General features: G+C 60.2%; 19 protein-coding genes. 8 read left to right on the top strand and 11 right to left on the bottom strand.

The features are described from left to right. Positions 1 to 3 precede the first annotated feature (3 nt). Positions 4 to 1,146, top strand: coding sequence for a pyrroloquinoline quinone biosynthesis protein PqqE (gene pqqE, locus ACEN8R_RS26795; protein ID WP_168206208.1), 1,143 nt, complete (start codon positions 4 to 6; stop codon positions 1,144 to 1,146). After that, positions 1,112 to 2,944: a S9 family peptidase gene (locus ACEN8R_RS26790; RefSeq protein WP_495624476.1), complete on the top strand. Its 1,833-nt coding sequence runs from the start codon at positions 1,112 to 1,114 to the stop codon at positions 2,942 to 2,944. Before pqqE ends, ACEN8R_RS26790 begins: the two co-directional genes overlap by 35 nt. A 169-nt stretch (positions 2,945 to 3,113) precedes the next feature. Here the strand turns inward: ACEN8R_RS26790 and ACEN8R_RS26785 are convergent, their stop codons facing one another. Next, positions 3,114 to 4,397: an aspartate aminotransferase family protein gene (locus tag ACEN8R_RS26785; protein WP_495624475.1), complete on the bottom strand. Its 1,284-nt coding sequence runs from the start codon at positions 4,395 to 4,397 to the stop codon at positions 3,114 to 3,116. A gap of 169 nt (positions 4,398 to 4,566) precedes the next feature. Here ACEN8R_RS26785 and ACEN8R_RS26780 point away from each other — a divergent pair, with 169 nt between their 5' ends. Further along, positions 4,567 to 5,487, top strand: coding sequence for a LysR family transcriptional regulator (locus ACEN8R_RS26780; protein WP_018928825.1), 921 nt, complete (start codon positions 4,567 to 4,569; stop codon positions 5,485 to 5,487). 226 nt (positions 5,488 to 5,713) lie between these two features. Here ACEN8R_RS26780 and ACEN8R_RS26775 read toward each other — a convergent pair whose 3' ends face one another. From ACEN8R_RS26775 to bioB, 10 genes are all read right to left on the bottom strand, one after another. Further along, complete coding sequence (locus ACEN8R_RS26775) at positions 5,714 to 7,492, bottom strand: acyl-CoA dehydrogenase C-terminal domain-containing protein (protein ID WP_018928824.1); 1,779 nt, start codon at positions 7,490 to 7,492, stop codon at positions 5,714 to 5,716. A 187-nt stretch (positions 7,493 to 7,679) separates the two neighbouring features. Beyond that, complete coding sequence (locus ACEN8R_RS26770; protein ID WP_495624474.1) at positions 7,680 to 9,476, bottom strand: acyl-CoA dehydrogenase C-terminal domain-containing protein; 1,797 nt, start codon at positions 9,474 to 9,476, stop codon at positions 7,680 to 7,682. Positions 9,477 to 9,566: 90 nt separating this feature from the next. After that, positions 9,567 to 10,856 (bottom strand): GGDEF domain-containing protein, encoded by a 1,290-nt coding sequence (locus ACEN8R_RS26765; RefSeq protein WP_018928822.1) that lies wholly within the window; start codon positions 10,854 to 10,856, stop codon positions 9,567 to 9,569. 226 nt (positions 10,857 to 11,082) lie between these two features. Further along, entirely contained in the window at positions 11,083 to 12,888 is a 1,806-nt protein-coding gene (locus tag ACEN8R_RS26760; RefSeq protein WP_495624473.1) for a phenylacyl-CoA dehydrogenase, read from the bottom strand. Positions 12,889 to 13,165: 277 nt separating this feature from the next. After that, positions 13,166 to 13,462 carry a hypothetical protein gene (locus tag ACEN8R_RS26755; protein ID WP_018928821.1) on the bottom strand — a complete coding sequence of 99 codons (297 nt, stop codon included), beginning with the start codon at positions 13,460 to 13,462 and terminating at the stop codon, positions 13,166 to 13,168. Between the two features lie 120 nt (positions 13,463 to 13,582). Continuing rightward, positions 13,583 to 14,263, bottom strand: a complete 681-nt coding sequence (bioD, locus tag ACEN8R_RS26750) for a dethiobiotin synthase (RefSeq protein ID WP_018928820.1) — start codon at positions 14,261 to 14,263, stop codon at positions 13,583 to 13,585. Further along, complete coding sequence (gene bioC / locus ACEN8R_RS26745; protein WP_018928819.1) at positions 14,260 to 15,072, bottom strand: malonyl-ACP O-methyltransferase BioC; 813 nt, start codon at positions 15,070 to 15,072, stop codon at positions 14,260 to 14,262. Before bioC ends, bioD begins: the two co-directional genes overlap by 4 nt. After that, complete coding sequence (locus ACEN8R_RS26740) at positions 15,065 to 15,796, bottom strand: alpha/beta fold hydrolase (RefSeq protein ID WP_018928818.1); 732 nt, start codon at positions 15,794 to 15,796, stop codon at positions 15,065 to 15,067. The genes bioC and ACEN8R_RS26740 overlap by 8 nt, the downstream gene beginning before the upstream one ends. Then, positions 15,789 to 16,967 (bottom strand): 8-amino-7-oxononanoate synthase, encoded by a 1,179-nt coding sequence (gene bioF / locus ACEN8R_RS26735; protein ID WP_064620799.1) that lies wholly within the window; start codon positions 16,965 to 16,967, stop codon positions 15,789 to 15,791. The genes ACEN8R_RS26740 and bioF overlap by 8 nt, the downstream gene beginning before the upstream one ends. A gap of 120 nt (positions 16,968 to 17,087) precedes the next feature. Beyond that, positions 17,088 to 18,143, bottom strand: a complete 1,056-nt coding sequence (bioB, locus tag ACEN8R_RS26730; protein WP_008008198.1) for a biotin synthase BioB — start codon at positions 18,141 to 18,143, stop codon at positions 17,088 to 17,090. A gap of 91 nt (positions 18,144 to 18,234) precedes the next feature. Here bioB and ACEN8R_RS26725 point away from each other — a divergent pair, with 91 nt between their 5' ends. The 5 genes from ACEN8R_RS26725 to rarD all read left to right on the top strand — a co-directional run bounded on the left by ACEN8R_RS26725 (position 18,235) and on the right by rarD (position 23,961). After that, positions 18,235 to 18,975, top strand: a complete 741-nt coding sequence (locus ACEN8R_RS26725; protein ID WP_495624472.1) for a ComF family protein — start codon at positions 18,235 to 18,237, stop codon at positions 18,973 to 18,975. A gap of 63 nt (positions 18,976 to 19,038) precedes the next feature. Continuing rightward, positions 19,039 to 19,803 (top strand): TOBE domain-containing protein, encoded by a 765-nt coding sequence (locus ACEN8R_RS26720; RefSeq protein ID WP_018928815.1) that lies wholly within the window; start codon positions 19,039 to 19,041, stop codon positions 19,801 to 19,803. Between the two features lie 72 nt (positions 19,804 to 19,875). Further along, positions 19,876 to 21,777 carry a PhoX family protein gene (locus tag ACEN8R_RS26715; protein WP_495624471.1) on the top strand — a complete coding sequence of 634 codons (1,902 nt, stop codon included), beginning with the start codon at positions 19,876 to 19,878 and terminating at the stop codon, positions 21,775 to 21,777. A 161-nt stretch (positions 21,778 to 21,938) separates the two neighbouring features. Continuing rightward, a complete protein-coding gene (locus ACEN8R_RS26710) occupies positions 21,939 to 22,913 on the top strand; it encodes a serine/threonine protein kinase (protein WP_018928813.1) in 975 nt (324 codons plus the stop codon). A 160-nt stretch (positions 22,914 to 23,073) separates the two neighbouring features. Continuing rightward, positions 23,074 to 23,961 carry an EamA family transporter RarD gene (rarD, locus tag ACEN8R_RS26705; protein ID WP_495624470.1) on the top strand — a complete coding sequence of 296 codons (888 nt, stop codon included), beginning with the start codon at positions 23,074 to 23,076 and terminating at the stop codon, positions 23,959 to 23,961. Positions 23,962 to 24,165 lie beyond the last annotated feature (204 nt).

Genomic DNA, 24,165 nt, shown 5'->3' with positions numbered 1-24,165 from the left:
TCCGTGTCAGGCAAGTTACCGCCCAAGCCCGAAATCGGCCTGCCCCTTTGGCTGCTGGCCGAGCTGACCTATCGCTGCCCGTTGCAATGCCCGTACTGCTCCAATCCGCTGGATTTCGCCGAGCAAGGCCGGGAGTTGACCACCGAGCAGTGGATCAAAGTCTTTCGCGAAGCCCGGGAAATGGGCGCGGCGCAGTTGGGCTTTTCCGGCGGTGAGCCCTTGGTACGCCAGGACCTCGCCGAGTTGATCGCTGAGGCGCGCAAACTGGGGTTCTACACCAACCTGATCACCTCCGGCATCGGCCTCACCGAGCAGAAAATCAGCGACTTCAAAAAGGCCGGCCTGGACCACATCCAGATCAGTTTTCAAGCCAGCGACGAGCAGGTGAACAATCTGCTGGCCGGCTCGAAAAAGGCCTTCGCGCAAAAACTCGAAATGGCCCGTGCGGTGAAAGCACACGGCTATCCGATGGTGCTGAACTTCGTCACCCATCGGCACAACATCGACAAGATCGACCGGATCATCGAGCTGTGCATTGCCCTTGAGGCAGACTTCGTCGAACTCGCGACGTGCCAGTTCTACGGCTGGGCGCAGCTCAATCGGGTCGGCCTGTTGCCGACCAAAGAGCAACTGGTTCGCGCCGAACGCATCACCAACGAATACCGCGCCAAACTGGAAGCCGAAGGGCATCCGTGCAAGCTGATTTTCGTGACGCCGGACTATTACGAAGAACGTCCGAAAGCCTGCATGAATGGCTGGGGCAGTATTTTTCTGACGGTCACACCAGACGGAACCGCCCTGCCCTGTCATGGCGCCCGACAGCTGCCGGTGCAGTTTCCCAACGTGCGCGACCACAGCATGCAGCACATCTGGTACGACTCGTTCGGCTTCAACCGCTTTCGCGGTTACGACTGGATGCCCGAGCCGTGCCGCTCCTGCGACGAGAAAGAAAAGGACTTCGGCGGCTGCCGTTGCCAGGCGTTCATGCTCACGGGTGACGCGAGCAATGCCGACCCGGTGTGCAGCAAGTCGAAACATCACGGCGTGATCCTCAAGGCCCGCGAAGAAGCCGAGCACGCGACCCAGACCATCGAACAACTGGCCTTTCGCAATGAACGAAACTCACGCCTCATCGCCAAAAGCTGAACCCTTGAGCGCCGCCAGGGCCGTCGCGGCCGGCATCGACTTCGCCGAGTTGCAGGTCGGGCCACATGGCCTGTTCTGGAACGAGTACCGCCCCGAAGATGCTGCCTGCCGAGTCTGGCAGTGGCGCGACGGTCAGGCCCATTGCCTGACGCCACCCACGTTCAGTGTGCGCAGCCGGGTGTACGAATATGGCGGTGGCGCGTTTTGTCTGACCGATGACGGGCTGGTGTTCGTCAACGAGGCCGATCAGCAGCTGTATCGGCAATCGCTGAGCGATGGGACGCCTGAGGTGCTGACTTCAAGTGAATGCCGGTACGGCGATCTGCACTTCGCCAACGGGCAAGTGCTGGCAGTGGAAGAAAACCGCGATCGGCATCGCCTGGTGGCGATCGATCTGGCCGATGGCCGACGCCATCTGCTGGCCGAAGGCGCTGATTTCTACGCGGCACCGACCTTGAGTCCTGATGGTCGGCGTCTGGCCTGGATCGAGTGGAATCGCCCGGATCAGCCCTGGACCGCAACACGCCTGATGGTTGCCGAGCGCCAGCGCGATCACACCTTTGCGCAGCCGCATTGTGTGGCCGGTGACGGTGCTCAGGAGTCACTGCAACAACCGGGATTCGATGACAGCGGCCGTCTGTATTGTCTGACCGATCGCGGCGGTTTCTGGCAGCCGTGGGTGGAGTCGACAGAAGGACTGAGCCCACTCCCGAGCGCTGCTGCCGACCATGGACCGGCGCCCTGGCAATTGGGTGGTTGCACCTGGTTACCGTTGAGCGAAGACACTTATCTGGCGAGTTGGACCGAAGAGGGTTTTGGGCGACTGGGGCTTTGTCATGGCGATGGCTCCCGTGAGGATTTCACGGGCGACTACAGCCGCTTCCGCCATCTCGCACAGGATGAACAGTTCATCTACTGCATCGCTGCTTCACCAGTCAGTTCGGCGTCGGTGATTGCCATTGACCGCAAGACCCGGCAGGTGAAGACTCTCGCCGGTGGCGTTGTCCCCCTGCCGGCCGATCAGATCAGCCGCCCGCAAACCCTGCGTTATCCGAGCGGTTCGGGCGAGGCCCACGGGTTCTTCTACCCGGCAATGAACGACGATACGAAACCGCCCTTGGTGGTGTTCATTCACGGCGGCCCGACTTCGGCCTGCTACCCGATGTTCGACCCGCGAATCCAGTATTGGGCACAACGCGGCTTCGCCGTGGCCGATCTCAACTACCGAGGCAGCAGCGGCTACGGCCGTGCTTATCGCCACGCGCTGCATTTGAGCTGGGGCGACGCGGACGTGGAAGATGCCTGCGCAGTGGTCGGCTACCTGGCCGAGCGCGGACTGATCGACGGCGATAAAGCGTTTATCCGTGGTGGCAGCGCCGGCGGGTACACCGCATTGTGCGCATTGGCCTTTCACAAGATCTTTCGTGCGGGCGCCAGCCTGTATGGCGTCAGCGATCCCGTTGCGCTGGGCCGCGTCACCCACAAGTTCGAAAGCGATTATCTGGACTGGTTGATCGGCGACCCGGTAGAGGACGCTGAACGCTACGCCGCGCGCACGCCGCTGCTGCATGCGAACAACATCAGCGTTCCAATGATCTTCTTTCAGGGTGAACTGGACGCCGTGGTGGTGCCGCAACAGACCCGCGACATGGTCAAGGCATTACAGGACAACGGCATTCTGGTCGAAGCGCATTACTACGCCGACGAACGCCATGGCTTTCGCAAGGCCGGCAACCAGGCCCATGCGCTGGAGCAGGAATGGTTGTTTTATCGGCGGGTGATGGAGTTGGCGGATTGAAAGCGTAGCGCCCCATTCGCGGGCAACCATTGATCCTGCTATCGCTCAAGCATTGAAATGCCTTCGGCAAAACGCAGAGACAAAAAAACGCCCCACGCGAAAAGAGTCAAACGTGGGGCGCTGCGTTATACCGCGAGACGGTTCGGAAATTCGTGTAGGGCGGGTCTGATCAGACCGCAATACCTTTGCGACACTGCAGTTGCGCGGTGCGTACGCGGGAGAAGGCGCGGGCCAGGCGCAGGAGCATTTCGTCGATATTGGCCTTGCTGACCGTAAGGGCCGGGGTAAAGCGCAGGCAATCGGGTTGCGGGGCGTTGAGCAGCAGACCTTCGTACAACGCAGCCTTGACTACGGCGTCAGCCGAATCGTCGGACAGTTCGAGCCCCCAGAGCAGCCCTTGCCCGCGCAATTCGCCGTGACCATAGCGATGGGCCAGACGACTCAGCCCTTCGCCCAGATGCTGAGCGGTTTCCCGCATATGATCGAGAAAGCCCTTGTCCTGCACGGTGTCGAGCACGACAAGCCCGGCGGCACTCATCAACGCATTGCCATGATGAGTGCCGCTCATTTCGCCGTTTTCGAAACAACAGGCCTTGCCTCGCGCCAACAATGCCGCCAATGGCACGCCACCACCGAGCCCTTTGCCGAGCACCACGATATCTGCCCGCACGCCGTAGGACTGTTCGGCAAGCAATGTGCCGCAGCGACCGACGCCGGTTTGCACTTCGTCAAATATCAGCAGAATGCCAAGCTCACGACACAGGCGCTCGACGCCCTTGAGGTAGTGCTCGGTAGCGGGAATCACCCCAGCCTCACTCTGGATCGGTTCGAGCATGATCGCGACCGTCTGGGCATCCACGGCCGCATGCAAGGCGGGCAGATCATTGAACGGGACATGGCTGAAGCCCGGCAACTGTGGCTCGAATCGGTTGATCAGATTCGAACTGTCCGACGCAGAAATCGTCCCCAGGCTACGGCCATGACAACCTTTGCTGGCCACAATGATCCGCGAAGCGCCGCCACGATGTTGCTGGCCCCATTTGCGCGCCAGTTTGATCGCCGCTTCACAGGCTTCGCTGCCACTGTTGAGCAGGTACGCCTGGTCACTGCCGGTACTGGCGCAGAGCCGGTCGGCGAGGTTGAGCATGCCGCGGTTGTGCAGTCCGAAACCCGGATTGATCAGCGACTGAGCCTGCTCCGAAATCGCTTTGATCAGTGCTGAAGGGCTATGTCCGAGGCTATTGGCGCCGCCACCCTGTGAGAAATCCAGGTAAGCGCGGTTATCGCTGTCCCACAACCAGGAGCCTTGGCCACGCACGAAAATCTGTTTCGGTCGTTCGACACTGGGCATCAGGCACTCGCTGGAAAAGTTGTCGCTTCTGGCCGGCAGGGAAGTGTCCATCGCCAGGTCATCAAGGCTCGGTGGCTTGCGTCGCAGGTTGAACAGATTCATCGGATAAAACCTCGTCCGAGGTTTTTTGCCTTGCCTATGTAAACACCATCGCTGTAAACGGTATTCATCGTGCTTTATGGCCCTGTAAGCCTTGTGAATGCGGTTAGACTAGGCGTAGGCAAGGCACTGAGCCATTTCGATTTCTCAGCATTTTCGATAAGTATTACTTATGGATTTCAAACAACTGCGTTATTTCGTCGCGGTCTACGAAGAGGGCCACGTCGGTCGGGCCGCCGAGCGGCTTTCTATCTCCCAGCCTGCGTTGTCCCAGCAGATCCGCCAACTCGAACAGAACCTCGATGTAAGCCTGTTCGAACGCAGCAGCAAGCGTCTGCTGCCAACCCTGGCGGCCCACACGTTGTACAACCATGCCCTGCCCTTGCTCGATGGCTTGCAACGCGCGCGCGAAGCCTTGGGCAATTTCAAGGGCAAGGCGCTGCGAACCTTGGCCATTGGCGTACTGCAGACCGTCCACTCCAGCCTGGTGCCGCAAATGCTCGAACGCGTGCGCAAGGCACAGCCGCATCTGGTGGTGCAGATCTATGAACTGACCGGCCTGGAAATCGAGCGGCGACTACTCAATGGTTCGCTGGACATCGGGATCAGTTACCTGCCGCCCCGTCAGCCGGGTTTGCACGGCGTGCCGTTGTACGAAGATGAGCTGACCCTTGTCATCCCGGCGGACCATCCGTTGCGCGAATTCAAGAAGGTCTCCATGAGCCAGGCGGCCGAGTTGCCCATGTTGCTGTTGGGTGAAGAGTTCCAGGTGCGGCAGATCTGGCAGGCACAACTGGCCAGTCTTGGGCGCCGGCCGCAGGTGCAGGCCGAGCTGAACAACATGGCGGGGATTCTCGACAGCCTGCCGCACACGCGGCTGGCGACTGTGCTGCCCGGACGCTCGCAAAAGACCCATGGCGACCAAGAGTTGCTGTGGAAACCACTGAGTGAGCCGCGGGTGCCGCTGAAAGTGGGGTTGGTGTGTCGGGATGTGCAGCGGCAACAGGCTTCGCTGGCGTTGTTGCGGACATTGCTGGAAGAGGTGATGGATGAACACATGCGTAGCCCGACGGCCCTGGACGGGTTGAGCTGAACTTTTCTTCAGGCAAAAGAAAACCCCGCCGAAGCGGGGCTTTGCAGACTGTTTCCCTGACATCCATTTCACTCCGCCATCCTGGCAGAATCCTACGTGTCCGTGTTGTTGCTTTGCGCTTCCTGCGCGACGTCCATGTGAAGTAGATTAGCTCTGGATCCAATCTGCGCATATGGGAAAACAGCAGCACGTCATGTAAGAGAATGCTTACATGACGTTACAGAAGTCAGAACTGTCCTGCGTCCAACAGGAACAACGATTCGCTTCCTGCCTTTACCGACGCGCTCAACGAGTGAATACGTGGCAGCAGACGAGCGAAATAGAACCGCGCCGTACCGAGCTTGCTCGCGTAGAAATCGTCCTGCGCTTCTTTGCCGAAGGCTGCCTTGGCCATCAGTGCCCACATGTAGGCATAGGCGGTGTAACCGAATGCTTGTAGATACTCGACCGAAGCAGCGCCGATTTCGTTCGGGTTGTTTTTCGCCCGGTCCAGCAGCCATGCGGTCAGATCGTCGAGGGTGCCCACTGCATCGTTCAGCGGTTTGGTGAACTCCGCCAAATCAGCACTGGCCGTCGCGGTGAAATGACGAATCTCGTCAGCGAACAGTTTGTAGAACGCCCCGCCGCTGCCGACGATCTTGCGCCCGACAAGGTCCAGCGCCTGAATACCATTGGTGCCTTCGTAGATCTGCGTGATACGCACGTCACGAACCAGTTGCTCCTGGCCCCACTCACGGATGTAGCCGTGGCCGCCAAAAATCTGCTGGCCATGAACTGTGGTTTCAAGCCCCAAATCGGTCAGGAATGCCTTGGCAACAGGCGTCAACAGTGCGACCAGGTCTTCTGCGCGCTTGCGGGTGGTGGCGTCTTCGCTGAACTTGGCGGTGTCCAGTTGCATCGCCACGTAAGTGGAAAATGCACGGCCGCCTTCGTTCGAGGCTTTCATGGTCAGCAGCATGCGACGCACGTCAGGGTGGACGATGATCGGGTCAGCCACTTTGTCCTTGTTCTGCGCGCCGGTCGGCGAACGGCTCTGCAGGCGGTCGCGAGCGTATTCAATGGCGTTCTGGTAGGAACGTTCACCCGAGGCCAGGCCCTGGATGCCAACACCCAGACGCTCGTAGTTCATCATGGTGAACATCGCCGCCAGGCCTTTGTTCGGCTCGCCGACCAGGTAACCCACGGCTTCGTCGAAGTTCATCACGCAGGTTGCGGATGCCTGGATACCCATCTTGTGTTCGATCGAACCACAGGTCGCCGGGTTGCGCGCACCGAGGCTGCCATCGGCATTGACCATGAACTTCGGCACCAGGAACAGCGAAATACCTTTCGGCCCTGCTGGCGCGTCTGGCAGTTTGGCCAATACCAGGTGGATGATGTTTTCGGTCAGGTCGTGCTCGCCGCCGGTGATGAAGATCTTGGTGCCGCTGACCTTGTAGGAACCGTCAGCCTGAGGTTCGGCCTTGGTGCGGATAATCCCCAGATCAGTACCGGCGTGTGGCTCGGTCAGGCACATGGAACCGGCCCAGACACCGGCGTACATGTTCGGCAGGTACGCGGCTTTCAGCTCTTCGCTGGCGTGGGCGTTGATCGACAGGCAGGCGCCGGCGGTCAGCATCGGGTACAGACCGAACGACAGGCTGGCGGAGTTGACCATTTCTTCGACCTGCGCCGAAACCGCCTTGGGCATGCCCATGCCGCCGTAGGTTGGATCGCCACCGACACCGACCCAACCGCCTTCAGCGTAGGTCTGATACGCCTGTGGGAAACCGGCCGGGGTGGTGACGGCACCGTCGGCCCAGTGGCAACCTTCTTCGTCAGCCGCACGGCTCAGGGGCGCGATGCTTTTGCTGGTGACCTTGCCGGCTTCTTCCAGAATGGCTTCGACGGTTTCAGCATCGACGGTCTCGGCGAGCGCAGGCAGTTCGGCCCAGAGTTTGGCGACCTCGAAAACTTCATTGAGGACGAAGCGCATATCGCGCAGGGGCGCTTTGTAGTCAGCCATGGCAAACCTCGCAAGATCTAAACAGGTGGTTCGTAGGAATAGTGATTTCGCTGTGTCCGAGTGTACCTCAACAACTTTTACGACACATAGGGTCAGCCCATGACCGATTTGTTATTTTTAGTCACTGACCTGTTCTTCATAAAGAAGCCCGCAGCAAGGCGGGCTTCTTTATGGCCGATTTGAATGATTAAAGTGCAAACGACTCCGCCGGCAACTTCATCAGGCAATCGCTACCCGCCTCGATGGCCGCCCGATGAGCAGCCGTCCGCGGCAGTAAACGCTTGAAGTAAAACTCGCTGGTCGCCAGTTTGCCTCGGCAGTAATCGGCATCACCGCTGCCCGCCTCCAACTGCGACTGAGCCACCAGCGCCATGCGTAGCCACAGGTAGCCGTGGATGATGTAGCCGCAGTACATCAGGTAATCCACCGAAGCGGCGCCGACCTCATCCGGATTTTTCATCGCAGCCATGCCAATCCTAGTGGTCAATTCACCCCACTGCTGATTCAGATCGTTGAGTTGCGCCACATAACCGCCGAGTTGCGGGTGCTCAGCGTTTGCCGCACAGAACTTGTGGACGATTTTAGTGAAACCACGCAGCAGTTTTCCCTGACTGCCAAGGACTTTGCGCCCAAGCAGATCCAGCGCCTGTATGCCGTTGGTGCCTTCGTAGATCGGCGCGATCCGGCAGTCGCGAACCAATTGCTCCATGCCCCACTCACGAATGAAACCGTGGCCGCCAAACACCTGCATGCCGAGGTTGGTCACCTCCAGCCCGGTGTCGGTCATGAAGGCTTTGCAGATCGGTGTGAGAAACGCCAGCAAATCCTCAGCGTCCTGACGCGCCGTTTCATTCGGGCTCAGGTGCGCAGCGTCCAGCAACTGTGCGGTGAAGTAAGTCAGCGCCCGGTTGCCTTCGTTGAAGGCCTTCATGGTCAACAACATCCTGCGCACATCGGGATGCACGATGATCGGGTCGGCAGGTTTTTCCGGGGCTTTCGGGCCGGTCAGCGAGCGCATTTGCAGACGGTCGTTGGCATATTTGATCGCACCCTGGAAGCTCGCCTCCCCCAGACACAAACCTTGCATGCCGGTGCCGAGCCGCGCGTGGTTCATCATGGTGAACATGCAGTTCAGGCCCTTATTCGGCTCACCGATCAAGAAGCCCTTGGCATCGTCGAAATTCAGCACGCAGGTGGCCGAGGCCTTGATGCCCATTTTGTGTTCGATCGAGCCGCAGGAAACGCCGTTGCGCTCGCCTGCCTCGCCCTCGGCATTGGGTAGGAATTTGGGCACGATAAACAGCGAAATACCTTTGGTCCCCGCTGGCGCGTCCGGCAGTTTGGCCAGCACCAGATGAATGATGTTGTCACTCATGTCGTGCTCACCGGCGGAGATGAATATCTTGCTGCCAGAGATCGCGTAACTGCCATCGGCCTGAGGCACGGCGCGGGTCTTGATGATGCCCAGATCGGTGCCGCAATGGGCTTCGGTCAGGCACATGGTGCCGGTCCATTGGCCTGCGGTGAGCTTGCTCAGGTAGGTCTGTTTCTGTTCTTCAGTGCCATGGGCATGGATGGCCGACATCGCACCGTGGGTCAGGCCGGGGTACATGCCCCAGGACGTGTTACTGGAGCCGACCATTTCGCTGATGACCAGCCCCAAGGAACTTGGCAAGCCCTGGCCGCCGTAAGCCGGGTCCGCCGCCAGACCATGCCAGCCGCCTTCCACGTATTGTGCGAATGCTTGCTTGAAGCCTGTAGGCGTTGTGACCACACCGTTGTCGAAATGGCAGCCTTCTTCGTCGCCGCTGCGGTTCAGCGGTGCGAGAACGTTCTCACAGAATTTCGCGCCTTCTTCGAGAATCGCATTGACCATGTCCGGGCTGGCATCGGAGGCCCCCAGCGCGGCGTAGTTGCTGTGAAAATCAAACACGTGATCGATCAGAAAGCGCATGTCGCGCAGGGGAGCTTTGTACTCGGGCATGTTCATTTCTCCGGCAGCAGATGGCTCAAACCTACTGCCGTGCATCACACCTCACAATCACAGTCCAGACGCTGAATGCGCCATCATCACTCAACCCGCAGCGGCGTCCATGCGCACTGCGCCACGGCGGTTCTGACCGAAGGCCATCACACAGTTTCGCCCCGCGCCCTTGGCGCTGTAGAGCGCCTGGTCGGCGGATTTGAGCACTTCTTCGGGGGTGCGTTGTTCCAGGCGTTCGGCGACGCCGATGCTGACGGTGACCGAAACACTCGAGGCACCCGAACCCGCGCGACGCTGGCGCCCCTGCTGGTCATCCTGGGGACGGCTGTCCTGATTGCGCAGCTGGATGTTGTAAGTGGCAATGGATTCGCGGATGACCTCCAGATGCGGCATGCACTCTTCGAGGGTCTTGCCTGCGAACACCAAGGCAAATTCCTCACCGCCGTAGCGATATGCCCTACCGCCACCACTGATTTTCGACAGCTTGCTGGCGACCAGACGCAACACTTGGTCGCCGACATCGTGGCCGTGGGTGTCGTTGAATTTCTTGAAGTGATCGACGTCGCTCATCGCCAGCACGTAATTGCGCCCCAGCCGTTGCATGCGCTCGTTCAGGGCGCGGCGCCCCGGCAGGCCGGTGAGCTCGTCGCGGAAAGCCATCTGATAGGCCTCATGGGCAACCGCGGCGGCAATCATCAACATCACCTGGCTGCACATGATGTTGAGGGTGAAGGGCAGGATGAAGGTTTTCGGCAACATCCAGAACAATCCCAACAGCCCCACCAATTGCGCAGCGTGCAAAGGTCTTGGGTTGCGCCAGTATTGCCAGGCCAATAACAGGAACGAGGCGATGAACACGGGATAAGACAATTGGATCAGGCTCATCCACGCACCATGTAACGCCGGCCAGCGGATCTCCGACAGCCACATCAGCAGCGCCTGTGGGTAACTTTGCTCCAGCCCCAGCGCCACACTGCCGAACGCCAGCAACACAGCGAAACGCGCCACCATGTCCTGGAACAGGTGAGTACGCTCTTGCCAGGCAGCGAACAAGCCAAACAGCAATGGCAACAACAGACAGCACAGATGGAACACCACCGCGGCGTCTTCACGAACCTTGCCGTTGTCGCGGTAATAGTCGGTCTGGGTGTCGAGCAGGAAGTAGGCGATGTACACCGTGACCATCAGAAACAGTTCACGCTGACGTCGATAAACCGCGCAATACGCACCGCCGAGCAACAGCACCAGAGTGGGCAGCACGTTGAACAGCGAAGTGAAGAAGACGTTGAGATCCTTGACGTAGGCAGCCGCAAGCCCCGCGAGCAACAACAGCAGCGATGGCAAAAAATGGCTGAAACGTACAGCGGAAGAACGCGGCAAGGGTAAAGCTCCGACCCGGCAAACAAAGATGGCATTGTGCCTGCATTTGGCGCAGCTAAGCACGTGCAACGTGACAGGCGTCACATCGCAGCCTCTTTAACGGCAGCAAAGTCGTTCTTCTTAGCGTTTTAGTCAGGAATATTTAAAGACGTGATCGTTTGCGTCAGGCATAAAAAAGCCGCTGCTTCCGAGGAAGCAGCGGCTTTGTGAAGAGACTGCGTAGGGCTTAGTAACCCAGTGCGAAGTCTTCTTCTTTCATGTCCATCAGGTTGTTGGCGCCCGACAGCATGGTTGCAACGTGAGTGCGGGTACGCGGCAGGATGCGCTGGAAGTAGAAGCGCGCAGTCTGCAGCTTGGCGGTGTAGAACGCCTCTTCGGTGGTACCGGCAGCCAGTTTCTCGGCCGCCAGACGCGCCATGTCAGCCCAGAAGTAGGCCAGGCAGGCGTAACCGGAGTACATCAGGTAGTCCACGGATGCTGCGCCGACTTCTTCGCGATCTTTCATGGCCGCCATACCGACCTTCATGGTCAGCTCGCCCCATTCTTTGTTCAGTGCAGCCAATGGCTCGACGAACTCTTTGACCGCGTCATTGCCTTCGTTGCTCTGGCAGAACTTGTGGACGATCTTGGTGAAGCCCTTGAGCGCTTCGCCTTGAGTCATCAGCACTTTACGGCCCAGCAGGTCGAGTGCCTGGATGCCGGTGGTGCCTTCGTACAGCATCGAAATACGGCTGTCGCGAACGTTCTGCTCCATGCCCCACTCGGCGATGAAGCCGTGGCCACCGTAGATCTGCACGCCGTGGTTGGCGGATTCGAAACCGACTTCAGTCATGAAGGCTTTGGCGATCGGCGTCATGAAGGCCAGCAATGCGTCGGCTTTCTTCTTCTCTTCTTCATCGACGCCGTATTTGACGATGTCGACTTGCTTGGCGGTGAAGTAAACCATCGCACGGTTGCCTTCGGCGAACGCCTTCATGGTCAACAGCATGCGACGAACATCAGGGTGAACGATGATCGGGTCAGCGGCTTTGTCCGGCGCTTTCGGGCCAGTCAGGGAGCGCATTTGCAGGCGATCGCGAGCGTATTTCAGGCCGCCCTGGAAGCCGATCTCGGCGTGTGCCAGACCTTGCAGCGCGGTACCCAGACGTGCGGTGTTCATGAAGGTGAACATGCAGTTCAGGCCTTTGTTCGCCGGGCCGATCAGGTAACCGGTGGCCGCGTCGAAGTTCATCACGCAGGTGGCGTTGCCGTGGATGCCCATCTTGTGTTCCAGGGAACCGCAGCTCACAGCGTTGCGCGCGCCGATCGAGCCATCTACGTTCGGCAGGAATTTCGGCACGATGAACAGCGAGATGCCTTTGGTGCCGGCAGGTGCGTCCGGCAGACGTGCCAGAACGATGTGGACGATGTTGTCGGCCATGTCGTGCTCACCGGCCGAGATGAAGATCTTGGTGCCGGACACTTTGTAGGAGCCGTCGGCCTGAGGTTCAGCCTTGGTGCGCAACATGCCCAGGTCAGTGCCGCAGTGCGGTTCGGTCAGGCACATGGTGCCGGTCCATTCGCCGGAAACCAGTTTGGTCAGGTAAGCCTCTTGCTGCTCAGGCGTGCCGTGCTCGGAAATAGTGTTCATCGCGCCATGGGACAGGCCTGGGTACATGCCCCACGACCAGTTGGCCTCGCCAACCATTTCGCTGACAGCCAGGCCCAGAGACTCCGGCAGGCCCTGGCCGCCGTGCTCTACATCGTGGGCCAGGCTAGGCCAGCCGCCTTCGACGAATTGCTTGTAGGCTTCTTTGAAACCGGTCGGGGTTTTAACGCCCGACTCGCTCCAGGTGCAGCCTTCGGTGTCACCCACGCGGTTCAGCGGAGCCAGCACCTGCTCACAAAACTTGGCGCCTTCTTCGAGAATGGCGTCAACCATGTCCGGAGTTGCGTCCTGGCAAGCCGGAAGGCTCTGATAGTGCGCTTCGTAGCCGAGCAGTTCGTCACGAACGAAGCGAATATCACGCAAGGGGGCCTTGTAGTCAGGCATAGCGATAAACCTCTGCTGATGTAACCGGGAATGAACGACCGTGGTGATTTGTTGTGACGGTCAAACAGTTGTTTGAAACATACGTTTACGCCCAAACCTTGTCAAGCGCCGATCTTTTGCCGTTCGTCTTCGATCTATGAAAATCTTGGGCGCGCAGTGGCGCAACGTCGTTGATTGAGCAACACGTCATGTAGGAGAGATTAGTTGAGGGAGAAGGACTTACGCAGAAAAACGCCGCGAACAGGCGCGGCGCTGGGGTAGTGAATTCAATGAGGAATCAGGCGAAGGTATCGATCAACGTACCGAGCATTTCATCGGAGGCCTTGGCGACTTTGACGCCAAGTTCCACCTGGAACTTGCCTTGAGACATCTCGACCACATTGCTGGCCAGATCCGATTGCTGGCTGCGGTCTACCGAGCGCAGACGATCGACCTGAACCTCGGAGGACTGACTGGTGACCGAACGCTCGATGGTGTTGTTGGCGATCTGCCCCGAAGCCTGATCGACGCGGCTCTGCCCTGTCTGAATAGTGCTCAGACCGGCATAGAAAGCGGTGTTTCCTGAGATTTCCATGGGAGAACTCGTCCTACAAAGGATCAACAGCGGCCATTGAACCAGACACGCCGCTAAAAGGCCCGACAAAAACACTAATGGCACAGTGCCTTATCATAGGTAAAACCCACGCCAGAAACGTCAGTCCAGCAGATCCAGCTGTAGATGTTCGGCCACCGCTTCGGCCGTCACCGACTTGAGTTTCGGCACCCGCCCCAGGCACGGCGCGGGAATGCGCTCGGCCAGCGTCGCCAGGTTTTCTTCCAGGCGCGAGGTCTTCGGATCGATGATGTTCGCCACCCACCCCGCCAACTGCAAACCATCCCGAGCAATTGCCTCAGCCGTCAGCAGCGCATGGTTGATGCAGCCCAGGCGCACACCAACCACCAGGATTACCGGCAGATCCAGCGCCATGGCCAGGTCTGACAGATTGTCTTGATCCGCCAACGGCACTCGCCAGCCGCCAGCGCCTTCGATCAAGGTGAAGTCCGCCTGCAGATCGAGAACCTGCCGCATTGGTGCCAGCAACGATTGCACGGTCAGCGCCACGCCAGCCTCCCGCGCCGCCAGATGCGGTGCGATCGCCGGCTCGAACGCGACCGGATTGACCTGATCGTAGGTCAACGGTATCGAGCATTCGGCCAGCAGTGCCAGTGCGTCGGCGTTGCGTAATCCCTTGGGCGTCAGCTCACACCCGGAGGCTACCGGCTTACCCGCCGCTGTGCTCAAGCCTGACAATCGCGCGGCATGCAGCAAACCTGCGGCGACGGTGGTCTTGCCGACATCGGTGTCAGTACCGGTGATGAAATAGGCTGCGCTCATAAGGGTTTCTCCAGCACGGCGTAAACCACTTGATAAGTCGCCGGCAGTCCCTGTGCCTGACGAAACTGCTCGTAAGCCTCGATCAAGCCGAGGATTCGCGCCCTGCCGGTCAAACCGCCCGGCCGACCGGGGTTCAGGTTATGCGCCCCGAGTGCCTTGAGCTCATGGGTCAGGCTGCGGACATCGGGGTAATGCAACACATGTGGATGTGTTTCAAGGCTGATGACCTTCAAGCCACTGCCCGCGCAAAGCTGCTGGTAAACACCGAACTCGCGGAAGCGGTTGACGTGCACCATGCCATCCACCTGACGCCAGCTGTCGCGCAATTCGTACAGCGTGCCTACACACAGACTAGCAAACGCGAAAATACCGCCCGGTTTCAGCACCCGATACGCTTCGTTGAGCACCGAGGCGAAATCCGCGCACCATTGCACCGCCAGGCTGGAGAAGACCAGGTCGCAGGTCGAATCCTGCAACGGCAAGCGTTCGGCATCACCGGCGATGAAATGGTTGGCGCCGCCCAAGGGACGGGCGTGATTGAGCATCCCCTCTGCGATATCAAGGGCCAGCCCGTTGCCGGCAGGAAAACGCTCACCGAGCGCACGGCTGAAATACCCGGTGCCACAACCCATGTCCAGCCATCGACCCGGGACAAAATCCTCCGGCAAACGACGCAACAATTCATTGCCAACGTCGCGCTGCAACTCGGCCACGCTGTCGTAGCTCGCCGCCGCTCGGGAAAAGGACGCCGCTACCTGGCGTTTATCGGGCAAGCCGCCGGGCAGGTTGGGAAAGGACAAATCAGTCATCACCGGACTCATGCAAAAAGGCCTGAATCGCCCCCGCCACACCGTGGGGGTCTTCCAGAAGAAACGCGTGGCTGGCCTGTTCAATCAGACCGATTTCGACATCCGGCAGCAGCGCCAGCAAATCCCCCGCCGCTTCGGCCGGGACCAATCCGTCGAGACCACCAAACAAGTGCAATTGCGGACCGCGAAACGCCTGCAACGCTTGCCGGGTATCCAGCTGTGCAAGCAACTCCAGGCCGCTCATCAGCACCGATGGAGACGAAAGCGGTGCGCCAGCGAGCAACAGCCGCGATAGCCCGCGCGGGTCTGCGGCACCTTGGGTGCACAGCAGCGAGAAACGTTTCAACGTCATGCCCGGATCGGCTTTGCAACCGGCCAGAAACGCGTCGAAGGTCTCGCCAGGCATCCCGCTCGACCACTGCTCATGGGCGACAAAAGAAGGGTTACTCGCCAGGGTCACCAAACCGCAGCAACGGTCACCGCGCTTCGCCGCCAATTCGGATGCCAGCATGCCGCCCAATGACCAACCACCTAGCCAGGCATCCTGGGGCAGCGTCGAATCCAGTTCATCGAGCCATTCTTCAAGGTTGCTCGATTCCAGTTCCGGCAGTGGTTCGATTTCGACGCGCAGATGCTCATCCAGGCCTTGCAAGGCAGCCGCCAAGGGTTCCAGCGGAGAAATCCCGAGACCCCAGCCCGGCAGCAGAATCAGACGATCACGCATGGCTTGGCTCCGGTCCCAGTTGTTGAAAACAATCGGCCAGTCCATTTAACAATAGCTGCACCTGCGCCTCGCTGTGAGCGGCGGTCAGGGTAACGCGCAAGCGGGCGCTGCCGGCGGGCACGGTCGGTGGACGGATCGCGGTCACCATCAGGCCACGCTCACGCAGCATCTGCGACAGCCGGACCGCACGCCCGGCATCGCCAATCATGATCGGCTGGATCGGCGTGAAGCTGTCCATCAACTCCAGGCCAATCTGCTCGGCGCCTTGGCGGAACTGGCGAATCAGCGCCTGCAAATGCTCACGTCGCCAGTGTTCGCTGCGCAACAATTCCAGGCTTTTAAGCGTCGCGCAGGCCAGTGCCGGCGGCTGGCTGGTGGTGTAGATGTAGGGGCGAGCGAACTGGATCAGGCTCTCGATCAACTCCTCACTGCCAGCCACAAAAGCACCGGCCGTACCGAACGCCTTGCCGAGGGTGCCAACCAACACCGGCACGTCCTCCTGACTCAGGCCGAAATGCTCGACGGCCCCACCGCCATTGGCGCCCAGCGGACCAAAGCCGTGAGCGTCATCGACCATCAACCAGGCACCTTTGGCCTTGGCTTCCCGCGCCAGCGCCGGCAGATCGGCGATGTCACCGTCCATGCTGAACACGCCGTCGGTGACCACCAGCGTATTGCCGGTGGCCTTCTCAAGGCGGTTGGCCAGACTGGCCGCATCGTTATGCAGATAGCGATTGAAACGCGCACCGGACAGCAAACCGGCATCCAGCAACGACGCGTGATTGAGCCGGTCTTCCAGCACCGTATCGCCCTGCCCGACCAATGCGGTGACCGCGCCGAGGTTGGCCATGTAGCCGGTGGTGAACAGCAATGCGCGCGGACGGCCGGTGAATTCGGCAAGGGCTTCTTCCAGCGCGTGATGCGGGCCGCTGTGGCCAATCACCAGATGCGAAGCACCACCGCCCACGCCCCAACGAGACGCGCCGGCGCGCCAGGCTTCGATCACTTGCGGGTGATTGGCCAGGCCCAGGTAATCGTTGTTACAGAACGCCAGCAATGGCTGACCATCGACCACCACTTCCGGGCCTTGAGGGCTTTCAAGCAGCGGGCGCTGGCGATAAAGGTTTTCGGCACGACGGGCAGCAAGGCGTGCGGCGAGATCGAAAGACATGCAGGCCTCGAAGATCAGAGTGTAGGAGCCTGCTTGCTGGCGATAGCATCACCACGGTCATCAGACAGACCGTGGTGATGCTATCGCCAGCAAGCAGGCTCCTACAGGGTTTTGCGTGGGTTAAACAGCAGCGTTATAGAACTGCTCGCTGCTCTTCTGCTCCACCAGTGCCTGTTCGATGGCGGCCTGATGCACTTCGTCGGCGTGCTCTTCGCGGGCTTCCGGCAGGATGCCCAGACGCGAGAACAGTTGCATGTCCTTGTCTGCCTGCGGGTTGGCGGTGGTCAGCAGTTTTTCGCCGTAGAAAATCGAGTTGGCGCCGGCAAAGAACGCCAGAGCCTGCATCTGCTCGTTCATCGCTTCGCGACCGGCGGACAGGCGTACGTGGGATTTCGGCATCAGGATGCGTGCAACGGCGAGCATGCGGATGAAGTCGAACGGATCGACGTCGTCGGCATTTTCCAGCGGCGTGCCGGCGACTTTCACCAACATGTTGATCGGCACCGACTCTGGATGCTCTGGCAGGTTGGCCAGCTGGATCAGCAGGTTGGCGCGGTCGTCGAGGGACTCGCCCATGCCGAGAATGCCGCCGGAGCAGATCTTCATCCCCGAATCACGCACGTAGGCCAGGGTTTGCAGGCGTTCGCTGTAAGTGCGGGTGGTAATGATGCTGCCGTAGAACTCCGGCGAGGTGTCGAGGTTGTGGTTGTAGTAGTCCAGGCCGGCTTCGGCCAGGGCGACGGTCTGGTCCTGATCGAGACGACCAAGGGTCATGCAGGTTTCCAGGCCCATAGCTTTCACGCCTTTGACCATCTCCAGCACGTAAGGCATGTCTTTGGCCGACGGGTGTTTCCACGCCGCGCCCATGCAGAAACGGGTCGAACCGATCGCCTTGGCGCGAGCAGCCTCTTCGAGGACCTTCTGCACTTCCATCAGCTTTTCTTTTTCCAGGCCAGTGTTGTAGTGACCCGACTGCGGACAATATTTGCAATCTTCAGGGCACGCGCCGGTCTTGATCGACAGCAGGGTGGAAACCTGGACGCGATTGGCGTCGAAATGCGCGCGGTGCACCGTCTGCGCCTGGAACAGCAGGTCATTGAATGGCTGAACGAAGAGTGCTTTGACTTCAGCCAAAGACCAGTCGTGACGCAGGGTGGCAGTGGTGCTGGCGCTCATGGGCGATTCCTTGGTTATGCTTGGCAAGCGACTGGGGGAATGGAATACCCACAGACGCGACACGGATGTTCGGCATATTTAAGGAAGACTCATGCACTGTCAACCACGATACGAAGGACCGGTTTACATCTGGTTAAAAAATAAACAATCCTGTTTGCTCTGCTCAGAGGTCGCGGACGACACCATACCGATCTGCATGGCCTGCGAAACCGAGCTGCCCTGGCTGGACGACCAATGCCACACCTGCGCCCTGCCCTTGCCCGCCACCGGTCTGACGTGCGGCCAATGCCTGAAACAACCGCCAGCCTTCGAGCGAGTCGCCGCGCCCTGGACTTACAGCTTTCCCGTCGACAGTTTGATCACCCGCTTCAAGCACAGCGCAAAATGGCCGCTTGGCCGCCTGCTCGCCGAACTTCTTGCTCAGTTCCTGCAACATCGCTTCGATGAAGATCTGGATCGGCCCGACGCGCTGATACCGGTACCGCTGGCCCCCAAGCGGCTGCGACAGCGGGGTTTCAACCAAGCGGCGATGCTCGCCCGCTGGCTCAGCGCCGGCCTCGACATTCTTTGTGATGAAACGCTGTTGGTGAGGACTCAGGACACCAGCGCGCAACAAGACCTTAATGCCGATGCACGTAAAAAGAACCTGCGCCACGCCTTCGCACTGGCGCCCGAGGCTTCGGTCAAAGGTCGCCACTTCGCACTGGTGGACGATGTGCTGACCACCGGCGCCACCGCACAGGCCCTGGCCCGGCTGTTGATGGCGGCGGGTGCGACGCGGGTCGACGTCTACTGCCTGGCCCGTACCCCCAAACCTGGCGATGGGGCCTGACTTGACTCCCGCACGCCAAGTCGCCAACGTCCCATCCATCGCCACAGCCCAAAGCGCCTTGCCATGTCCTTGCCTACGTTGTTGTCCCAGCACATTGTCCGTCGTCCGCAGCGCATCGCGTTGCTGCAACACATCGCCGAACAGGGCTCGATCACCCGCGCCGCAAAAAGCGCCGGCCTGAGTTACAAGGCCGCGTGGGACGCCATCGACGAGCTGAACAACCTCGCGCAGAAACCACTGGTGGAGCGCAGCGTTGGTGGCAAGGGCGGCGGTGGCGCCAAATTGTCCAGCGAAGGCGAGCGCGTGTTGCGCCTGTATCAAAAGCTGCAAGCGTTGCAGGCTCAGGTTCTGGAAGCCGCCGAAGAGGCCAGCGACCTGGACTTGCTCGGTCGGCTGATGCTCAGAACCAGCGCGCGCAATCAATTGCACGGCAAGGTCGTGGCGATCGATGCACAGGGGCGCAACGACCGGATCCGCCTTGAACTGGCCGAAGGCTTGCTCATTGACGCGCAGATCACTCACGACAGCACCCTGCGCCTGGAGCTGGAAACGGGTACCGAAGTGGTCGCACTGATCAAGGCCGGTTGGCTGGAACTGCTTGGCATCGATCAAGCTGCAACACATGGCAACAATTGCCTGAAGGGCACGATCGAAGAAATCCTCGACGCCGAAGACAGCCCCAGCGAAGTGCGCATCGGCCTGCCCAATGGCCAGACACTTTGCGCCCTGGCCGAGCCGCTGCACCTGAAAAACCTCGGGCTTGCCGCCGGTAAACCGGTGCAGGTGCAGTTCGCGCCATCGAACATCCTGCTGGGTACACCGCTCTAGCCTGCAGGCGCTGCAACAAAAGCTTCATCAACCGCCCTTAAGGTGGCTGCAAAAACCCGCAGGGAGCCTGATGTGAGCCTATTAGAAGACAACCAACCCACCGACCTCGAAAAAATGGTCGGCCTCAGCCGTCGTGGCTTCATCAGCGCCGGCGCCCTCTGCGGTGCGGCGATGTTTCTCGGTGGCAACCTGCTGAGTCGCAGCGTGCTGGCCGCCAGCGTCAGCGCCGGTTCCAGCAAGCTGTTGGGCTTCGACAGCATTGCCGCCGCCACCACCGATACCATCACCCTGCCACCGGGCTACAAGTCCTCGGTTTTGATTAGCTGGGGTCAGCCTCTGCAAAAGAATGGCCCGGCATTCGACCCTAGCGGTAACGGCACGGCCCAGGCGCAGGAAGTCCAGTTCGGCGACAACAACGACGGCATGAGCCTGTTCGAATTCCCCGGTGACAAAGACCGGGCGCTGATGGCGATCAACAACGAATACACCAATTACCGCTACCTCTACCCCCACGGCGGCATGCCGCAATCGGCGGAAGATGTGCGCAAGGCCCTGGCCTGCGAAGGCGTGTCAGTGATCGAAGTGCAGCGCAAGAACGGCCAGTGGCAGTTCGTCCAGGGCTCGCGCTACAACCGGCGCATTCACGGTAATGCGCCCATCAAACTGAGCGGCCCCGCAGCGGGTCACGACCTGCTGAAAACCAGTGCCGACAAACACGGCAAGAAAGTCCTCGGCACCTTCCAGAATTGCGCCAACGGCAAAACGCCGTGGGGCACTTATCTGACCTGCGAAGAGAACTTCACCGACTGCTTCGGCAGCAGCAATGCCGAGCAAAAATTCGACGCCGCGCAGAAACGCTACGGCGCAGTGGCAACCAGCAAAGACATCAACTGGCATCAACACGATCCACGCTTCGACCTGGCGAAAAATCCCAACGAACTCAACCGCCACGGCTGGGTGGTGGAAATCGACCCGTTCGATCCGCACTCGACGCCGGTCAAACGCACCGCGCTGGGCCGCTTCAAACATGAAAACGCTGCCCTGGCCGAAACCAACGACGGTCGCGCCGTGGTGTACATGGGCGACGACGAACGTGGCGAGTTCATCTATAAATTCGTCAGCCGCGACAAGATCAACCACAAAAACCCCAAAGCCAACCGCGATCTGCTGGACCACGGCACCTTGTACGTGGCGCGTTTCGATGCGGGCGACGGCAACGCCGATCATCCGAAAGGCCAGGGCCAGTGGATCGAACTGACCCACGGCAAGAACGGCATCGACGCCAGCAGCGGTTTTGCCGATCAGGCCGAAGTGCTGATTCATGCGCGCCTCGCCGCCAGCGTGGTGAGCGCCACGCGCATGGACCGCCCGGAATGGATCGTCGTCAGCCCCAAGGACGGCCAGGTCTATTGCACCCTGACCAACAACGCCAAGCGCGGCGAAGAAGGCCAACCGGTGGGCGGCCCGAACCCACGCGAGAAGAACGTCTACGGGCAGATCCTGCGCTGGCGCACCGACCGCGACGATCACGGTTCGAATAGCTTTGCCTGGGACCTGTTTGTGGTCGCCGGCAACCCGGGCGTCCACGCCGGCACGCCGAAGGCCGGCTCGTCAAACATCACCCCGCAGAACATGTTCAACAGCCCGGACGGCCTGGGCTTCGACAAGGCCGGACGCTTGTGGATTCTGACCGATGGCGACACGAGCAACACGGGCGACTTCGCGGGCATGGGCAATAACCAGATGCTGTGTGCCGACCCGATGACCGGCGAGATCCGTCGTTTCATGGTGGGGCCGGTTGGCTGTGAAGTGACGGGGATCAGCTTCTCGCCGGATCAGAAGACCTTGTTTGTCGGGATTCAGCATCCGGGGGAAAACGGCGGGTCGACATTCCCTGAACACCTGCCCAATGGCAAGCCGCGGTCTTCGGTGATGGCGATTACCCGCGAGGATGGCGGGATCGTCGGCGCCTGACAGGGCCTCTTCGCGGCAAGTCTCACGCCTACTGCAGGAGCAAGGCTTGCCCGCGAAAGCGTCAGCCCAAACCATACTTACCTCAAGCCCCCCCTAAAGAGGCCCCGTCTGCGCTACCATGCTTGGCCGGACGCGGCAGCCTGCCGCGCGCAGGAGTCAGCATGGCCCACCCGTTTGAAACCCTCACCCCAGACCTCGTGCTCGATGCCGTCGAAAGCATCGGCTTTCTCAGCGACGCGCGCATTCTGGCGCTCAACAGCTACGAGAACCGTGTCTATCAGGTCGGCATCGAAGACTCCGAGCCGCTGATCGCCAAGTTTTACCGTCCGTTGCGCTGGACCAACGAAGCGATTCTCGAAGAGCACCAATTCACCTTCGAACTCGCCGAGTGCGATATACCGGTGGTCGCGCCGCTGATCCACAACGACGAGAGCCTGCACGAACATGCCGGATTCCGTTTCACCCTGTTCCCGCGCCGGGGTGGTCGCGCACCGGAGCCCGGCAACCTTGATCAGCTGTATCGCCTGGGCCAACTGCTGGGTCGTCTGCATGCGGTCGGCGCTACAAAACCGTTCGAACACCGTGAAGTGCTTGGGGTGAAAAACTTCGGTCACGACTCACTGGCCACCTTGCTCGAAGGCAATTTCGTACCGCGCAGTCTGCTGCCGGCCTACGAGTCCGTCGCCCGCGACTTGCTCAAGCGCGTGGAAGAGGTCTACCAGGCCACGCCACACCAGAACATCCGCATACATGGCGATTGCCACCCCGGCAACATGATGTGTCGCGACGAAATGTTCCACATCGTCGACCTCGACGACTGCCGCATGGGCCCGGCGGTGCAGGATATCTGGATGATGCTGGCGGGTGACCGTCAGGAATGTCTGGGGCAACTGTCGGAACTGATGGACGGCTACAGCGAATTCCACGACTTCGACCCGCGGGAACTGGCACTGATCGAACCGCTGCGTGCCTTGCGGTTGATGCACTACAGCGCCTGGCTCGCCCGTCGCTGGGACGACCCGGCCTTCCCTCGCAGCTTTCCGTGGTTCGGCACCGAGCGCTATTGGGGCGATCAAGTGTTGGCGTTGCGTGAGCAATTGGCGGCACTGAATGAAGAGCCGTTGAAACTCTTTTGACGCCGCTCCCCTTGCAGGAATGAGGCTTGCCCGCGAAAAGATCGATGCGGGCTAGCCGGCAAACGGCGTTAAAGTTCTTCGCGAGCAAGCCTCGCGCCTACAAAAGTCATGACACATCTATACAATCCCCTCTTTGTTAGCTGCCTAAGCAAGGATTCTCATGCAAGCCGCCAACCTGCGTCGCGGGTACATCCTGGGCCTGAGTGCCTACATCATCTGGGGACTTTTCCCGCTCTACTTCAAAGCCATCGCCAACGTACCCGCCGTGGAGATCATCATCCACCGAGTGCTTTGGTCCGCGTTGTTCGGCGCCTTGCTGCTGCTCGTCTGGAAACATCCCGGCTGGTGGCGCGAGCTGCGTGAGAATCCACGGCGGCTGGCGATCCTGGCCCTGAGCGGCACGCTGATCGCGGCCAACTGGCTGACTTACGTCTGGTCGGTGAACAACGGACGCATGCTTGAGGCCAGCCTCGGTTACTACATCAACCCGTTGGTAAACGTGCTGCTGGGGATGCTGATCCTCGGCGAACGGCTAAGGCGCATGCAGTGGATCGCGGTGGGGCTGGCGGCGGTCGGTGTCGCGCAGCAAGTGTGGCAGGTCGGCAGCCTGCCGTGGGTGTCGCTGGTGCTGGCATTGACCTTCGGCTTCTACGGCCTGATCCGCAAGCAGGCACCGGTCAAGGCGTTGCCGGGGCTGGTGGTGGAAACCTGGATGCTGGTGCCGATTGCTGTCACCTGGCTGCTGTTCAATCCGACGGCGACCAGCGCGCAAGCCGCATTCTGGACCAGCTCCGAAGCCTGGTGGCTGGTAGCCGCCGGTCCGGTGACGCTGGTGCCGCTGGTGTGTTTCAACGCCGCCGCCCGGCACTTGCCCTACACCACCCTCGGATTTCTCCAGTACCTGGCGCCGACGCTGGTGCTGTTGCAAGCCGTCCTGCTGTTTGGCGAACACTTGTCGTCCAGCACGCTGGTGGCGTTCATCTTTATCTGGGCAGGTCTGGCGGTTTACAGCGTCGACGCGTGGATAAGTCTGCGCCGCCGCAGCTGATCAGAAAACGTACAAATCTCTACAGGCCACGTCTCCCGTGGCCTGCATCCATCCTTCCCAAGGTTATCCACAACGTGATCCCCGGCGTTTGTGCGCAAGTCACTGAAACTGCTGGTTTTTTGATCAGATCCTGAAGAGCCCCGGCCGGCGTGGGCTGGCGGGGTGTCTCTACAGGTTATCCACAGGCAGGTGCACGTATAACTT

It is taken from the genome of Pseudomonas sp. Pseusp15, assembly GCF_059492165.1.
Note: the sequence above shows the minus strand (reverse complement) of the source record. Positions and strands in the feature narration are given on the sequence as shown.

Coding starts and splice junctions, on each gene's coding strand:
- ACEN8R_RS26755 (WP_018928821.1), bottom strand. CDS start 13,462: ATGGAAATCTCAGGAAACACCGCTTTCTATGCCGGTCTGAGCACTATT.
- bioB (WP_008008198.1), bottom strand. CDS start 18,143: ATGAGCGCCAGCACCACTGCCACCCTGCGTCACGACTGGTCTTTGGCT.
- rarD (WP_495624470.1), top strand. CDS start 23,074: ATGCAAGCCGCCAACCTGCGTCGCGGGTACATCCTGGGCCTGAGTGCC.
- ACEN8R_RS26740 (WP_018928818.1), bottom strand. CDS start 15,796: ATGCGTGATCGTCTGATTCTGCTGCCGGGCTGGGGTCTCGGGATTTCT.
- bioD (WP_018928820.1), bottom strand. CDS start 14,263: ATGAGCGCAGCCTATTTCATCACCGGTACTGACACCGATGTCGGCAAG.
- ACEN8R_RS26790 (WP_495624476.1), top strand. CDS start 1,112: ATGAACGAAACTCACGCCTCATCGCCAAAAGCTGAACCCTTGAGCGCC.
- ACEN8R_RS26775 (WP_018928824.1), bottom strand. CDS start 7,492: ATGGCTGACTACAAAGCGCCCCTGCGCGATATGCGCTTCGTCCTCAAT.
- ACEN8R_RS26725 (WP_495624472.1), top strand. CDS start 18,235: ATGCACTGTCAACCACGATACGAAGGACCGGTTTACATCTGGTTAAAA.
- bioF (WP_064620799.1), bottom strand. CDS start 16,967: ATGTCTTTCGATCTCGCCGCACGCCTTGCTGCCCGTCGTGCCGAAAAC.
- bioC (WP_018928819.1), bottom strand. CDS start 15,072: ATGACTGATTTGTCCTTTCCCAACCTGCCCGGCGGCTTGCCCGATAAA.
- ACEN8R_RS26760 (WP_495624473.1), bottom strand. CDS start 12,888: ATGCCTGACTACAAGGCCCCCTTGCGTGATATTCGCTTCGTTCGTGAC.
- ACEN8R_RS26770 (WP_495624474.1), bottom strand. CDS start 9,476: ATGCCCGAGTACAAAGCTCCCCTGCGCGACATGCGCTTTCTGATCGAT.
- ACEN8R_RS26785 (WP_495624475.1), bottom strand. CDS start 4,397: ATGAATCTGTTCAACCTGCGACGCAAGCCACCGAGCCTTGATGACCTG.
- ACEN8R_RS26720 (WP_018928815.1), top strand. CDS start 19,039: ATGTCCTTGCCTACGTTGTTGTCCCAGCACATTGTCCGTCGTCCGCAG.
- ACEN8R_RS26710 (WP_018928813.1), top strand. CDS start 21,939: ATGGCCCACCCGTTTGAAACCCTCACCCCAGACCTCGTGCTCGATGCC.
- ACEN8R_RS26780 (WP_018928825.1), top strand. CDS start 4,567: ATGGATTTCAAACAACTGCGTTATTTCGTCGCGGTCTACGAAGAGGGC.